Origin of the sequence: Methylocapsa sp. S129 (genome assembly GCF_009765995.1) — a bacterium.
Lineage (GTDB): Bacteria > Pseudomonadota > Alphaproteobacteria > Rhizobiales > Beijerinckiaceae > Roseiarcus.
The window spans coordinates 98,489-113,186 of sequence record NZ_LMUI01000004.1 but is presented as its reverse complement, the minus strand read 5'-3'; the positions used below and the strand labels follow the sequence as shown (position 1 = coordinate 113,186).

The 14,698-nt window shown below is 62.1% G+C and carries 16 protein-coding genes; all 16 read right to left on the bottom strand.

Annotation, left to right across the window (positions count from 1 at the left end; genetic code table 11):
- Positions 1-186: 186 nt before the first annotated feature.
- The 16 genes from GSQ90_RS00610 to GSQ90_RS00535 all read right to left on the bottom strand — a co-directional run bounded on the left by GSQ90_RS00610 (position 187) and on the right by GSQ90_RS00535 (position 14,661).
- Positions 187-1,062 (bottom strand): hypothetical protein, encoded by an 876-nt coding sequence (locus GSQ90_RS00610; protein ID WP_158812536.1) that lies wholly within the window; start codon positions 1,060-1,062, stop codon positions 187-189.
- Positions 1,059-3,176 carry a phage tail protein gene (locus tag GSQ90_RS00605; RefSeq protein WP_158812535.1) on the bottom strand — a complete coding sequence of 706 codons (2,118 nt, stop codon included), beginning with the start codon at positions 3,174-3,176 and terminating at the stop codon, positions 1,059-1,061. Before GSQ90_RS00605 ends, GSQ90_RS00610 begins: the two co-directional genes overlap by 4 nt.
- The gene (locus tag GSQ90_RS00600; RefSeq protein WP_210254781.1) at positions 3,176-3,691 is read right to left on the bottom strand and encodes a hypothetical protein; all 516 of its coding nucleotides are present in this window, start codon (positions 3,689-3,691) and stop codon (positions 3,176-3,178) included. The genes GSQ90_RS00605 and GSQ90_RS00600 overlap by 1 nt, the downstream gene beginning before the upstream one ends.
- 158 nt (positions 3,692-3,849) lie before the next feature.
- Positions 3,850-4,611 carry an Imm52 family immunity protein gene (locus tag GSQ90_RS00595; RefSeq protein WP_158812534.1) on the bottom strand — a complete coding sequence of 254 codons (762 nt, stop codon included), beginning with the start codon at positions 4,609-4,611 and terminating at the stop codon, positions 3,850-3,852.
- Entirely contained in the window at positions 4,608-5,069 is a 462-nt protein-coding gene (locus GSQ90_RS00590; RefSeq protein ID WP_158812533.1) for a Tox-REase-5 domain-containing protein, read from the bottom strand. The genes GSQ90_RS00595 and GSQ90_RS00590 overlap by 4 nt, the downstream gene beginning before the upstream one ends.
- Before the next feature lie 198 nt (positions 5,070-5,267).
- Positions 5,268-5,960 (bottom strand): hypothetical protein, encoded by a 693-nt coding sequence (locus GSQ90_RS00585; protein WP_158812532.1) that lies wholly within the window; start codon positions 5,958-5,960, stop codon positions 5,268-5,270.
- A gap of 145 nt (positions 5,961-6,105) precedes the next feature.
- The gene (locus GSQ90_RS00580; protein ID WP_158812531.1) at positions 6,106-6,975 is read right to left on the bottom strand and encodes a DUF2163 domain-containing protein; all 870 of its coding nucleotides are present in this window, start codon (positions 6,973-6,975) and stop codon (positions 6,106-6,108) included.
- A 64-nt stretch (positions 6,976-7,039) separates the two neighbouring features.
- A complete protein-coding gene (locus GSQ90_RS00575; RefSeq protein ID WP_158812530.1) occupies positions 7,040-7,657 on the bottom strand; it encodes a DUF2460 domain-containing protein in 618 nt (205 codons plus the stop codon).
- Between the two features lie 80 nt (positions 7,658-7,737).
- On the bottom strand, positions 7,738-10,221 hold the full coding sequence (locus GSQ90_RS00570; protein WP_158812529.1) for a glycoside hydrolase TIM-barrel-like domain-containing protein: 2,484 nt from the start codon (positions 10,219-10,221) through the stop codon (positions 7,738-7,740).
- Positions 10,218-11,531: a hypothetical protein gene (locus tag GSQ90_RS00565; RefSeq protein WP_158812528.1), complete on the bottom strand. Its 1,314-nt coding sequence runs from the start codon at positions 11,529-11,531 to the stop codon at positions 10,218-10,220. The genes GSQ90_RS00570 and GSQ90_RS00565 overlap by 4 nt, the downstream gene beginning before the upstream one ends.
- Before the next feature lie 21 nt (positions 11,532-11,552).
- The gene (locus tag GSQ90_RS00560) at positions 11,553-11,768 is read right to left on the bottom strand and encodes a hypothetical protein (RefSeq protein ID WP_158812527.1); all 216 of its coding nucleotides are present in this window, start codon (positions 11,766-11,768) and stop codon (positions 11,553-11,555) included.
- An 11-nt stretch (positions 11,769-11,779) separates the two neighbouring features.
- A complete protein-coding gene (locus GSQ90_RS00555) occupies positions 11,780-12,154 on the bottom strand; it encodes a hypothetical protein (protein WP_158812526.1) in 375 nt (124 codons plus the stop codon).
- Positions 12,151-12,885, bottom strand: a complete 735-nt coding sequence (locus GSQ90_RS00550) for a hypothetical protein (protein WP_158812525.1) — start codon at positions 12,883-12,885, stop codon at positions 12,151-12,153. Before GSQ90_RS00550 ends, GSQ90_RS00555 begins: the two co-directional genes overlap by 4 nt.
- Before the next feature lie 47 nt (positions 12,886-12,932).
- Positions 12,933-13,367 (bottom strand): hypothetical protein, encoded by a 435-nt coding sequence (locus GSQ90_RS00545; protein WP_158812524.1) that lies wholly within the window; start codon positions 13,365-13,367, stop codon positions 12,933-12,935.
- Complete coding sequence (locus GSQ90_RS00540) at positions 13,364-13,849, bottom strand: hypothetical protein (RefSeq protein ID WP_158812523.1); 486 nt, start codon at positions 13,847-13,849, stop codon at positions 13,364-13,366. The genes GSQ90_RS00545 and GSQ90_RS00540 overlap by 4 nt, the downstream gene beginning before the upstream one ends.
- Positions 13,843-14,661 carry a hypothetical protein gene (locus GSQ90_RS00535; RefSeq protein ID WP_158812522.1) on the bottom strand — a complete coding sequence of 273 codons (819 nt, stop codon included), beginning with the start codon at positions 14,659-14,661 and terminating at the stop codon, positions 13,843-13,845. Before GSQ90_RS00535 ends, GSQ90_RS00540 begins: the two co-directional genes overlap by 7 nt.
- Positions 14,662-14,698 lie beyond the last annotated feature (37 nt).

Genomic DNA, 14,698 nt, shown 5'->3' with positions numbered 1-14,698 from the left:
CCATCCCAATAGCCAAATCGACGATCTCTTGCCCTGGGCCTACGCCCCCGCCATCAAAGCCGTGGCCTGAGAACATCGCTTACGTTTAACCGTGCGTCCAGCGTCTGCCTCGCAACATCCCATAACTGCTGGCGTTCGCAGGATTGTAGGCTGTCTCGAACGGTGCTGAAAGTGCCGCCGTTTCCGTCAGAGAGGGAACAGGAAGATCACGACATCGACCGTTGCCGGCGTGCCTTGGGCGGTCCCAACGTTGACGTAAAGCGTGGCGTCGACGAAAGAGGTGGTCGCGGCGTTGTTCAGAACCGCGACCATAAGATTTCCAGCCGTATCCGTGGATTGAGATGTGATGGCGCTCAACGCTTGCGGCGAGGCTATGGCCACGCCGCCCTGACTTGCCGCCGTATAAATGCCGAGCCTTGCCGTGGTCGGTAAAGCGCCCTGCGAGTTGTCGATGGCCACAAAATTGAGGCGGTAGCGAGAAGTCCCTGCCGGCATGGAGATTGGGACGGCGGTATCGCCTGTGGCGTTGAGATTAACGTTGCGCGCCGTAAAACAGATAATTCCGACATTGTTCAGCGCGGCGATCGGAACTTGGAATTGATCGACGACCGTCCATTTTCCCGAACCGTTGCTTTCAAACGCGACATAGGCGTGTGCCGACTGCAGCACATAGCTGACCGCGCCATTGATCATATCGGTCCCGGACGCCATGACCGTGATCGTATCCGTCGCCGAGCAAGCGCCGCTTTCGTCGACGATCGTCAGCACCGCGCCGGTCGGAAAGGCGCTCGCAGCACATAGCGTCACAACGCGCGAGGCGGTGAGGCTAATATAAGCCACAAGGCGATCTCCAGCGACGATCGTCGTCGCCGCATCGGCGACGGCGCGGCGTGTGTTGGTGACGACCTCGCTGAGCTTGGCCGCCGCAAAGCCGCCGATTGTCGCGCCGTCATGGACGATCATGCGGTTGTTCGTCGTGTCGACGACGATCTCGCCTGGCGCGCCGGTGAAAGCCGCGTTGTTGGCCGCTGTGTCGCGGCGCCGTTTGACCTGAACGCTCATGAGCTAAGGGTCCCCAAATCGATGGTTGTGGCGTAGGGCGAAGTCAGATCGCCGAAATCGTCCGCCTCCGAGACGACGTGGCTGACGAGGTCGTAATCGAGCGGCGTTCCCGCTGCGAGGCTCGAAGCGATCGGCCCCAATGCGCCGGCCCCGCTGAGGGTGTAGGCGTAGGCCGTGCAGGCGGCGAGGTCTTGGACGCCGCCGCCGAATACGTTAAATCCCTGGAGCTTGAGATACAGCGTTTGTCCGATGAACCCAGAAGGCAGGTCGTATTTGACGATTGAAGCGTCAAGACGCGCGAAAGTCGCGCCGTTCGCATGGGCCGCCGGCGTCGAACCATAGAGGCCGCGCGCGAGGCCGGTGAGGTCGTAGGCGTTTGCGCCAGTAAGCGTCGCCGCGGCATAGGCCAGCAATTCATCGTCGACCAACGCCAGCGTCACGCCCTGTTGCGCCGCAACGGCCGTCGTGCTCGCCAGGGCGCCGGCGCTCTCGGCGAGGTTGACCGCCAGCGTGTTCGTCGTGCCGTAGCCCGTCGCCGAAGGCAGGGCCGATGTCAGAAAGCCCTGCTTGATCGGTTGCGTGATCGTCGCGACCTCGGTGTATGTCACATTGTCGATCGAGGCCCAGACGAAGGCGCCGCCCCAATTGGGATCGGCTGCGCCTGAAGCCCCGCCTGACGCGCCGACCCAGAGCTGCGGGACGCCGCCGGTCAGCGCGGGCGGCGGCTCGAAGATCACGGGCGCATTGACCGAATCGGGCGTCGCGCCCTGATTGGGAATCGTGCTGGACGCGCTTTGAGCAGGATAGAGCGCTGGCGTCGAAACGCCGATCGTCACTTCCTCCGCCGTAACGGTCAGAATTCCGCTGTCGTCTTCCTCGATCGAAAGGACGCGCACGGGATAATTGGACAGGCCCAGATTGGCGTCGGTGATCGCGACAATGTCCATCGGGTCGAGCAGGCAATATTCCCAGGACAATTTGAACGTGAAATTGGCGCGCACATAGAGCGCGCGTTGCAGGATCGTCTGCGCGACGATGGGCGCGACAACAGACACGTCGCATATCTCATGCGCCGTTACAGTCGAGCCGACGCGCGGCCCATAAAGCTCGATCTGCGACTGGTCGCGCGCCTCGATCGGAGTCGAACCGTATTGGTTGGTCCGGTCCATGACTTCGATGCGCTGGATCGTCGGCAACGAGAACGGGTCGACGCGCGAGACAAGAACGGGATCCTCATTGCTCTTGGCGTCGACGAAATCGTTGTCGGCGAGACTATAGATCGGCGTGACGTCCGGGTTGAACGTATAGCCATTACCCGTGACCGCATCTTCCGCATAGGGGATGAACTTGAGCTGCCCGCCGCTCCACACCGCCGCGCAATTGCAAATCTGCAGCCAGCGCGCCAGAATGCTGGAGGATTGTTCCTGATCGGTCAAAGCCGGGCTGAAACAAATGCCGCTCGCGCGACAATAGGTCTGCAGTGAGGAATCGCCAGACGCGCCGAACAGGGTCGCCGCATTGATGCCGGCGCCGTTGAAGCCAAGCCCATATTGCGCATTGGTCAGAAAATCCGAGATGACCTCAGCCGGATCGGCGTCGACGCCATTGATCCCGCTTCCGTAAAGGATGCCGCGGACCTCGAAATTATGATTCGAAATGCTGGCGTCGTCGCCCAGAGCGTAGCTCGCCGCGCAGGCATAGGCGGTGCCTTGATAGGTGAGCGCCTGCGCCGGATTGGCCGCCGCGAGATAGCCCCAGACGCTTTGCGGCGTCGTTCCGGTGAACAAGCTCAGGCCGAGCGAAGAAAGCGTGTAGATCGACTGGTCTTTCCAGATTTGGCCGATGCTGGCGATGGGCCCTTCGCAAAGCGCGAGGATGAGATCGGCGGAATAAGTATTGCCCGATGTCGTGGCGGTCCGAAAGAAGCCCTTGCCGCCGGAGTTTTCCGTCTGTGTATGCGTCTGAAAGTTGCTGTACCAGATGACATTGGGCGCAATTTTTGACTCGCCCCAGACGATCGCGACAGGCAGCGTGTTGACGGAGGTCTGAAGCTGGAGGCCGGTATAGTCGGGCGTGACCGCCGGACTCGACTTCTTTGTGTGAAACCAGCCCATCAGGCGCCCGCCAGAGCTGGAGCGCGGTTTGAAGGATGCGGCGCATCCGCGGAACCGGGCGACGGAGGCGGCGCCCGGAAATAGCTCGCGAATTTCGCACTGTCCAAACGATGCGCGATCGCGACATTATGCGAGAGTTCTTCCTCAAGAACGATCCCGGCGGCGGCGAAGGCGTGAATGATCGTCAATGGGCTGGATTTCGACACAATGCCGCCGTGGCTGAAACAGCGCCCATAGCGGAACAACACGACATCGCCGGGCTCGGGCGAATCGACGGCATGGGCGCGCTCCAGCAGCAGGCGCAGATAGACCTCATCGCTGCGATGCAGATGCCAGTCGGAAGAATAGGGGCGCGGATCGAAGGGCGCCACAAGGCCGAGATCGCAGAACACGCGCACGAGCAGCATCGCGCAATCGCAGCCTACGCCCTTGACGTCGGCGCAGACGTGGTATGGCGTGCCGATCCAGGAGCGGGTGGCCGCGACGACGGCGGCGCGAGTCGCGGGTTCGTTCATGGCGGCCTCGATCCGTTATTGAGTGAAGTGCGAACGACGCGGAGGGTGGCGCACCATTGCGCGCGGCGCCACTATGCCTGTGAGGCATCGATCGGGGGGGGCCCATCCTCATTCGCGCCACCGCGGGTTGCCGAGCTACTGCAGCGGTGCCGAAAACGCTAGTCTATGGGGGCAGGAAACGCCTGGATCGGACGCATGGCTTGGTTCAGCGCTTCTGCAAGCTCAATGTGTCGCGGATTGTCGATCGTAAACGGTTCCTCACAAATCGTGCATATGACGCCGCCCTGTGGAAGCTTTTCAACGTGAATGCCTTCGGGCGGCGTCACTTTCAGAAGCTGCCACGGCGCCAGATAGGTCAGCCATCCCGGCCGCGGCAACAGCACCTTCCCCATTGCGTTTTGGGGCGAGTCCGGCTGATAGCGTGCGCAGGCTACGCTCGCTTCGTTCGTGTCCCATGCCTCGACGAGCAGCCGCATGATGCTAGCCAACTCACTGCCGTGCCAAGGCTCGCTCGTTTTCTGCCGGCGGCTGCTGAGATATAGTCTTAGCGAATTCGCTCGAGCAATGTGAGCGTCGTAGGTTCCCGGGTGGACGGCGATCGTAGCACCGAAGGGTTCGTCCATCCCGTTCCATGCCCCAACGGAATAACCCATTTCCGGCCATAGCTTGTCCGGGGGATAGTCATAGCGGCGTCTCTTCTTCAGAAAGACCGCAATCAGCTCCTCCTGATCGGCGGGCACTTTGCAAAATGGGTCTTGCGCTTCTTCGATGGTGTTTGCCAGTTTGTTCCACTGGCCGAAAACCCCATCCAGCGCGTTCAATTCATCGATCGTCCGTCCGAATCGTATCGCGCATTGTTCGGGAGTCTCGCGTCGGTTCCCCCAATGGAGCTCAAAATAATATGATTCTTTGGTAATCATGGCCACGGATCCCATATTACCGTGATGTTGTCATAACCGCTAGCCAATCCTCGGATGTAGTCGGCGACACGTTTTTCTTGCACATGCCATTCGACTCTCATCCCAGCGGCGCGGGCGGCGACAGATTGATCCTCCAATTGGCGGGGCCAATCGTCAGCTCCAGTAAACCACGGCTGGAATTTTTCTTCGTCTTTCTGCATGAATTTCTCGAATGCGCCCTTTCCCTCAAGCATTGGCCCTTTTGGTTCGCGGCAACCGTCAAAATCAACGTCATTGAGCTGGACCTTTAGGCCAGGCGGGAGGCCGGTGACGTATTGTTGGTATCCAATCGAATTGTCCGACCAACCCACATTGCTTTCCGGAGTCGGGGCGGGGCAAAGTTTGGGGCGATCTTTGGTTGTCGCTTGCGAGGTCGCCGTCGCGCTGGCGGCAGCTCTAGCTGCTGCGCCCGCCGCCATGGCGGCCGCCGCCTCATCATCTTGCGACCTTCCGCCCTTCCTGGGCAGGCCCAGCGCGTCGGTGTCGAGAACAAGGCCGCCGCGCGTCGCGCGCGCGAATGGTTGGCCATTCTGGTCGCGAAAGAGCCCGTCGTCGTCGCCATATCCCTCGGCCAGGGTGGTCCAGTGATCGCCGATCTTGGCGCGGATTGCGAGCTGTTATGCGGAACCATCCCAGCGATAGCGAATGTTGGGATAATCCGGAACTTCGCCTTCGAGAATCGCAGAGGGCGAACGCCGCGGGACGAAAATCAGATCAAGAATACGGCTGGCGACCTGCTGAGCAGCGAAAAGGGCTATGAGAATCATCGCCGTCTGCTTGGTACTTTGGTAGAGAAACGGGCTGATATCCGATGACGAAGTGGCGAGCATGATGGGTTTGCGATCCTCACCGAACTCCGGCAGCGCTCCGCCTTCCCCGAAGCCATCGCCCCAACGACCACTCGGTCGCCCGTTGCCGGCTGGCACGCACGGTTGGTTGGGGTCGTAGCCGCGACGCTCAAGCTGATCGACCGAGCCAGGATCTTGGCCAAGCGCGCGTATCAGATCGCGCGGCACGAGGCCCGCTTTCATCAAGCGATCGGCCATAAACAGCCGATAGGCCGCTTGCCTTGGTTCCTTCAACGGCCACAGGCCGGTCATCGCGAGGTGCATCAAGGCCAGCGTGGCGTCGCCTTCGCTGTGTTTGACGAGCGCACGGTGGATATAGCGAAGTGCGCGAGGATCGAGCGGCCGTCCGTAGGCCGCGCAGACCAACGCGCTGATGCGTGCGTCATCGCCCTCGACCGAATCGCTTACCAGCGCGCGAGCGCTGCGCTTCGCCAAGGCAAGCCTTGTCCCGGCGCCGAGCACCAGCCAATCGTCGACAAAACTCAGCGCGGTGTGCAAGGGCGCGCGCGGGCCAAGCGCGCCCCATTGCTTCGCAATTCCTCGAAGAGCATCGCACATCCCGAAATGTTGGAGAGTCGGCCGGAAACGCCCAAGCGGCGTGAGCGACTCAGTAAGCAATCTGCGGCGGCGGCACGTAGGGGAAGCCGCGGAAATTGGCGAGGTTGTTGAACCGCGCCTTGCAGGTCGCCGGCGTGTGGTCGCAGCCCTGATAGACGGTGAAGGCGTCGCCGGTCGTGGGCGGGCTGGGCAGCGGATAGATCAAGGTCAATGAAACGCCCGCGACGGCGAGCTTCACGGTCGCTCGGACATTGGCGTTCGCGCCCGATGTGAAGAGAATGGCGCCTTGCTGATGCGCCATCAGCGCGCCGGAGAAATTGATGAGCGAGGCCGTTGAAGACGCTCCCACGGTTCCCGATGTCGCATAGGTTCCCCGGATGATTCCGCAGCCAGAATCGTAGAGCGTATGCAGGCAGGTCGCCGCGTAGAGGTTTTTTGGCATATCCATATCGAGAATGATAAGATCGGACGCCACCGTGATTTTGGCGCTGGTGCGCCCGACCTGGTCGACGGTCGAAATGCGCCCATGAAATAAAGTGACGCCGCCGATAGGCGGCTGACCGAGCGCGGTCATGAACACGCGGTCGCGCTGGATGACGCAGCCGTCGAACGCGCCATCGCGCAGGGCGTTGAGGAACATCGCGCCGGCGACAAGATCAGTCGGTCGCGCTGCGATGACGATCTGCTGCTTGTCGACATCGAGCCCGGCGGCGCAACGATATTTCAAGCCCTGGACGAGCGGACCATTCGCCGCGAAGACGGCGCCGTTATAGGCGATCGGTTGATCGACATTGGTGTAAGTCAGCGCGAGGCCGGACGGCAGCGTGAAGGTGAAGCAATCAGCGAAGGCGATCGGTGCGTCGGGGCTCGCGCGCGTCGCGTTGATGAAACTAATGAGGGCCGTGCTGGCTGTTTTCATCGCGTTGCTCCGTGAAGGAGGCGCGGGGCAATCACTCCTCACTGCCCACTGCCTATTGCCCTCTTCAATTGCTCCGGACACTGCGGAATTTCACGCTTTTGATCGCCCACAGGTTCTGCATGAATTGCTCGAAGTCTTCGCTGTCGTCGAGAAAGCGGCACAGGAACGCGTAGGAGAAGCTCGCGGTTACGATCGCCCCCGACGCCGGCGCGGTTGTAAAGACAAGAGAGTTGGGCGTCGCCAGGGAGACGCCGGAACTAACAAGCGTTCCATTGACCTTGACGTTGATCAGCGCCGTCGCCCAGCCGACAGGCTCGATGAAACCGCCGAGCGTGTGCGCCATAGTGAAAGTCTTGGTCGAACCGTCGCCCAGCCCAAGGCCTTGATCGATGACGGCACTGTCGGTTGGGTCGACGTAAAGAAACGTTCCCCATTGTCCCTGACATTGCAGGAACAGGCCCATCAAGCTTTGCAGCGATTGCGCGCCGAGGCTTGGCCAGCTTGCCGAATCCGACGCAAGCCCGTCAAACGTCAGCTCGAATTCCCAGATCGGATATTGCCAGAGCGGATCGCGCACCTCGCGGCCCGATACGTGCGAGGCGACAATGGTCGAGAAGGTCGGCTTTTTATGAACGCTCCAGCCTTGGCCTGGAAGCGTTGGGAAGGAAGGGGGCGTGGTCATGGGGCGGCTCCGCCAGGGCAGTAGGCAACAGGCGGTGGGCAGTCGAAAACGGCCCACTGCCTATTGCCGGTCGATCCCCTTCAAAATCTCACGGTCTGCAACTTCACCACGCGCAGCGCGAACAGCATCGCCATGAATTCTTCGAGATCTAGAACGTCGTCGGCGAAGCGGCAGAGCCACAGCAAGCCGAAGTCCGCTGAGATCGTGACCCCCAAAGCTGGCGCCGTCGCGAACATGATCGCCGGCTGGTAGCCGGGCGTGATTGTGTAGAGCGCCGACGAAACCGGTGACCCGTTTTCGTAAACCGCCGTGACCCCCGACGTCCCCGCAACCGTTTCGCTATAGCCGCCAAAGCTGCGAACGAGCGGAAACGTCCTCGTCACGCCGTCGCCAGTCCCGATCGCCTGGGCAGTGATGCTGGACTGACCCGGCGGCGCCAGCCAGAAGGGCGTTTCCTGTCCTTGCATCTGGCTAAAGAAACCTGCGATGGTCTGCAATTCGGCGTAAGGCGCCGCGGAGCGAAGAACCTCATAGGTGAGCTCCACGTCATAGAGCGCGGCGCCATAACGCGAGCGGCGCGTCGAGCGGCCGGATGCGAGGTCGATCACATCGGTCGCGAATTTCGGCCGCGTGACGCTCGACCAGCTTAGCGTTATCAGATTTGGAAATGTCGGATAGGTCCCCGGCGAGGGCGGCGCCGAGGGCTGCAAGGGCGGCGTTGCCGGCCCGCGTCCTGGAAGCCACAGGCCCGCCGACCAATTGCCAGCATCGCCCCAAGCGCTATTGAGGGTCGGGAAGGCGGGGAACGGCCGTGCGTCCCAGTTCCAGACGCAGGAGAAGGCGAACTGGATCATCGGGACGCCGGCGTCTGACGTCTCATTGCGTCCGTCGACGTTCCAATATTCGTAGAGCGCCTGCAGCGCGAGCAACGCGATCGTGTCGTCGCGCAGCGGTAGATAGGAACCGCCGGCGACCGCTCGCCAGACCGACCAATAAGGCGTGAAGCTTGCGCTTGAGGCGGGGTTGTAGAAAACGTTTGGCTGGTTGGTTCCCTTGTCAGCCGCCGGGAAGCCATATTCGATAAAGGCGATCGATTTGGATTGCGCCTGCCATTGGGTTTGCGGGCCGTGCGGCGACCATCCGGTTCCATCGCCATCATCATAGATGGCGTAATGAAGATTGTTCCACCACCACCGGAATTGCTTGTTGGCGAGCAATTGCTGGTTCGGATAATAGGGATTGCGCGATTGCGTGAGCCTATCGCCTTCGGGTCGCGATATCTGCTGGTCGGATCCGAGCGGATCGAGGCCGACGCCGTCATTGGCGCCGTCGTCGTAGAACCAGTTGAATTTCTCGCCGCCCTCGATATTGGTCTTGAGATAGGGCAGGGAATAAAGCGTCGGCGCTCCTGAGAGGCCGAGGCCGTTCATGGCGGCCGGCGTCGGCGGCCACGCGCCCGATGACGCCGGCGTGTCCCAATTGTCGACATCGAGGCCGCCTTGCGTCGTCCAGTCCGACAGCGGCAGATAATTGTCGAAGCCGACGAGATCGATATTGGCGTCGGCAAAAAGCTGATCGAGATGCGGCCATTGGCCGTCCTCGCTCGGATGCTGATATCCCATCCAGCTCGACCAATCGGCGGAATAGGCGATGAGGTTCTTCAGCGTCGACAGGTTCTTGGTCAGGCCCTGGCTGTCGAGAATCGAACGGACATCATTGGCGAGCGTCCGCAATCCCGCGACGAAAGGATAGTCCCATGTCGCGTTGCCGGAACTGTCCGTCGCGCCCGCTTTCGTCCAGCCGGGACCGCGAATCGTCTCAAGCCCACGCAGCTCCGAGCCGATCATGAAGAGATCGACGCCGCCGGCGATCGTGCACAGCCAGGCGTAATGCAGGATCATGCGGCGGTAGGTGTAATCGGTCGGTGACCCGGAATAGGCGACGGTGAGATTGACCGCATCCGGCGTGAAGTCGCTCGTCGTCGCCGAGCCGAGAAATGCGTTGACCGCTGATGTCGCAGCGCTGGTGAGATCGGGCGAATAGGCGATGCTGCCGCGCCACGGCAGGCCGGCGGATGTCATCAAAATGAAGGGATAGAAAATGACGCGAAACCCGCGCGCCTTCAAATCCTGAATGCAGCGCACGATGCTTGGATCGGACGGCGTGCCGCCGTAAATGAAAGAATCGCCGCTCGTTGGTATCCCGATGAGGCCGGGCGAGGCCTGGGTGAGTCCGGATACGCGCCACGTATCGGAAATCCATGAACCGCCCGAAAGCTGCTCGAAATTGCCTCCGATGTAAGTCGTCGAAGGGTAGATCTGGCAGGTCGACGCGTCGAGCGAATCGCCAAACCACGCGCAGACCAGAGAAACGGTTGTGCAGGCGGGATACGCCGCCTGCAATTGGTCAATCGCGGCGCTGTAATCGGTGTAGGAGTCGCCTGGCGCGAAGAAGTTGTTGAGCGGCAGCGTCGGCCCGGTCAGGCGTTGTCCCCGATGGGAGATCGTGTCGTAAGTGAACTCGCCTGTCGAGGGCAGGAGATGAACGCCGGCGACGAAGCTCATGCGCCTGCGAGCCGACGCAGGCCGAGATGCGCGCCATGGCGCACCGCTTCATCCATCGCCTTCATCATCGCGGGACTATTGTTCTTCATCCATTGGGCGACGCTTCCCGAATCGACCGCCGAGACGTGGAAATTCGTTGTGGGATGGATGTGGACGGCGCCACCGCCCGTTTGCGGCTGGGCGCCGCCCTCTAGCATATCGCGGAACGCGCCCGCTTCGGCGGCGGGCATGATCAGTTCGTTATGATGGACCAGCGAAAGCATGTCTTTGGGAACTTGCCACATGCCGATATCGGCCGAGGCGACAGAACCGGCGACGCCGGCGACGGTCGCCTGCGCCGCCGCGGCGGGGCCGGCTGCGAACGGGCCCATGATCGGCGCGAGAAAACCGAACACGCCCGCGAAAGCTTCGGCGGCCGACGACATGATCGACCGGATCATTGTCGCGGCCTGAGTCGCCAGAGACGCCGCCGCACCCGACTGTTCAGCGCCAGTCCGAGCGGCGACGCCCGCCGTTGTGGCGGCGGTTTTGGCCGCTTCATTGGCGACATGTTGGATCACCGTCGTCTCGCCCCATTCGATGAATTTGATGAGAAGATCGGCGAGGATATTCTTGAATGCGGTTTGCCAATTGGTGGTCCCATCGATGAGGCCGTGCAATTGCGAATTGAAGCTTTGCGAGATCGCGTTGCCGAAATTCTCATATTGCTGCTGCTGAGCGCTGATCGATTTCTGGACGAGGCTCGCCATTTGATCCTGATGGCGCCGCTCAGCGTCGAGAATCTTGTCGTCGATCTGCTGCTTTTGCGCGAGCGTCGTCGTGCCGAGCGCCTGCTCCTGTTGCAGCAGTCCGAGTTCGGCCTGATATTCGGCGTCGGTCGCCTGGCGCGACATCGTCACCTTCTGCTGCTGCGTGATCTCATGGCGCGTCGCCTCTTCGCTGAAGAGCGCCAGTTTCTGTTTCAAGCCGTCTTCAACGTCCTTGATCTCCTCGCTGATCGCTAGTTTCGAGGCGCGCATGGCGTCGGCATAGGATGCGTCATCGCCCGAGCGTATCGCGGCGGCGGCCTGCGCATGGGCGGCGGCAAGCGAGTTCTGGACGGATACGGATGCGAGCAGCGCGGCGTTGAACGCCTGCACCTTGTCGGCCGCGAAGGCTTGCGTGATCGAGGCGCCGAGAGTGGCATATTGCGTGTTCATCTCGCTGATCGGGCTTGAAAGGCTCGACAAAGCGTCTTTCGCTTCAGCGATTCCGGCTGTGAGATTGTCGATCGAGGCGGAGAATGTGACAGCGAGATTGGCGTCGGCCATGGGCGGCTCCTTAAATGCGATTCAGAGCCGGCCAGCCGGGAAGGCCGCCTTCATCTCAGCCATCGTCGCGTGTCGCGCAGGCGTGTCGACCGCGTTGGGCGGCGCCCGATATTTCAATGCCGCGGCGAGCAGCCAATGGGCCGGCGGATGGGCGCGCCATTCGGCTTGCAGGGCCATGAGCCGTGGCAGCGTGAGGCCGTCGAGCGCCTGATCCCAGGTCCAGCCGGTATTGGCCACGACATGGGCGATCAGCCGGTCGAAATCAGCTCCCCCGGCGCCTCCCGCCGAGACGCTTCCGAAGCTGTGGCGGCGCGCAACCCGGCGGCCCTTGCGATGGCTGGAAACGCCTGCATCAGCTCGCTCACCGAGAAGGGTAAATCGAGAAAGTCCTCCCGCGAAAGCTCGGGATCGACGTGAGTGATCGCCTGATAAGTCGCTTCGGCGAGACGATCGAGCTGCGCCTCGCTGAGTCGTGCGACGCTCGCTGTCGAAATCGCGGCGCCGCCGAGTTCGGCATATATCTGAAACAATGCCGGCTGGATTTTCTTGATCGCGCGGAACGGCAGATGCGGCAAAAACCATTGCCGTCCGGCCAGCGAAACAAGGAAGGCCTCCTCGCTCATGCCGCGTCTCCAAAATTGAGCTGGCACACCTGGCCCGCGCTATTGGCGAAGCATTGAAAGTCGAGCTCAGGCAGAACGAAATCCTCAAGCTTGGTGCCCAAGGCGAGCTTCTCCGCGACGCAATTGTAGAGAAGCACCGAAAATTGCTTGCCAGTGGTCGGATCGGAGGCGAACAGATTGGCCGAAAATGAAATCGTCGGGCCGATCAATTGCGCGGCGACGGCGATGCTCTCGCCGCTGGTCGCGTTCGCATAGGTGTAGGAGATCAACACAGCGGCGCCGGCGTCGGCCGCCGCGAAAGTATAGACGCCGCCCGCAACCGAATATTGTCCGACCGCGGGCGCGGAGGCGACAAGCTTCAGCGGCAGCGCGCTCGCGGCATAGACGACGCCCTGATCGGCGACAAAGGTCGCATGGAAGCTCGTCGAGTAGGTATAGGGCGAGGACGCCGGGACGCTTGCCGCCTCGCCAAATTGCGTCTGCGTGACGCCGGTCGACGGCGTCACGCCGAAGAACAGCGACCCCAGCGCCTGGCCCGATATGCGCGCCATCTTCGCCTTACCGGCCATCTTGCGCGTTCCCGAGCCGATCGCGACGGGGAAGTTATATTGCCCGTAGAGCGATTTCGTCGTTGTGCTGAGATTGAGCGTCACTTCCTGCGCGAGGCCGAAATTGATCGGCGTCCCGCCTTGCGGCGTGCCGATCAGCACGCCCGAACCAAAGACGAACATGGAGGTTCTCCGTTGTGATGGGGATTGGAAATTCGCAGCGACGCGTTCTACGGCAGCGCCAGTTTCACGCTCACCACCGCCAGCCCGTCGCCGTCCATGTCGCCGGTGTCGCGCACGGGAACGCCGGAGATTTTGCAATCGTAGACCGCGCCGCCGAGTGTCTGGCGGCCGAGGGCGATGTCGCCGGCTTGGGGAGCCAGAGCGGCGTCGATTGCGTCGAGCGCGGCGTTGATCGCGATGGCGCCAGGGGTCAGCGGATCGCGGGAGTCGAAATAGAGGAACAATCTGGCCTCGATCGTGCGCCTGGGCGTGGCGAGCGAAGTCCAGGAATAGGTTTCCGGCCCCGCTTCGAGCTGGAACAAGGCTGGCCGCATCGCGGCGGGAATTTCGCTCCAGAGTTTTAGCCGGCGCGACGCGAGGCCCCAGGAATAGGCGTTGGCGAGCGTGTTGAAGAGACTGGAGAAGGCGGCTTCGCGGCTCATGGGCCCTCCCAGGTTTCGCCCGGCGATTCTGCGAATGCCGCGATGATCTCGTCCATCATTTCGGCAAGGCTCGAGCGCAAATAGGAACGTTCGGGAATGAGCGAACCGGGATGTTCGACGCGTCTGGCGAAGTGAAGAGCGCCGCCGGCGATGAACGCCAAAACATTCGCCTTCGCAGGCAATATTTCATGGGCGGCAGTCTTGCCGCCATATTCCTGGATCGCGGCATATTTAATGCCGGCGGAGCCGACGTTGACCGCGACGCCATCGCTGTCGATGCGCACTTCGCTGAAAATAGAGTCGCGCAATTCGCCGCTGATCGCGTTGAGAACCTGGCCCGACAGTTTGTCGTTCCTCACCTTGTCGACGAGGGCGTCGGCAAGCGCCGCGGCTTTCGCGCTGAGATCGTTGAGGAACTGCGCGGGGAAAGCGCCAAGACGCGCATCGAGCGCGTCGGCGCCGACAAGGCCGAGCGTCAGCATGACATGGTCACTCGGCGATAAGGTTGCAGCAGCGCGAGAACCGCGGCTGACATGGCCGATGTGTCGTAGGCGATCGTCTCCTGCCCGCCGACCGACTTGGACTTGAGGCCGATGCGCTCGGCGGCGCGAAAACGCTCCGCCGCGAGCTCCAGCGCCGCCTGGGCGATGTCTTGCGGGATGTAGCCGTAGGAAATGGACAAGGACGTCGCGGCGTCCGCCGCGGAGAATGAATAGAGGCCGCCGGAGACGGCATATTGCCCTGCTGACGGCGATGCGCCGACCGCCGTCAATGCGGCGCCCGTCGCGGCATAGACGATTCCGACATCGCAGCCCCACGGCCCATACGGCGCCGCGGCGGCGATCTGCCAGGGCGCGGAGGCGGGAACGATCTGCGCTTCGCCCGACACAGCATAGCCCGCAGTGTAAGAGATCGCGACATTCAGTCGGCCGCGCAAGACCCAGCGTCCGAAAATGTCGACGGCCTGTTGCCGGCTCGGTGGCGCGATGTCCGCGCTCTGTAGGAGATAACCGTGACGAACGCCGGCGACGACGGGCGGGACGGCCAGATTGTCGATGGCGAGCGAAGCGATGCTCTGCACCGGCCAGTGACGAAGCGTAATCCGCGCGCTCTCGCCGTCGAGGACCTCGTTGTAATCCTGCGGCAGTAGGGCCGGCCGACTCAGCAGGGCGTAGATGGCGCGGCTCGCCGCCGTGATGAGCGCGGCGAGCGTCGCGTCATAGGGCGAAGCCGACGCCGGCAGGCCGAGCCAGGCCTTGAGCGCCGGCAGGGTCGTGAGATCGTTGGGGGACATGGACTGTCTCCTCTTTGCGCCGCTGAAAGAGCGAGCG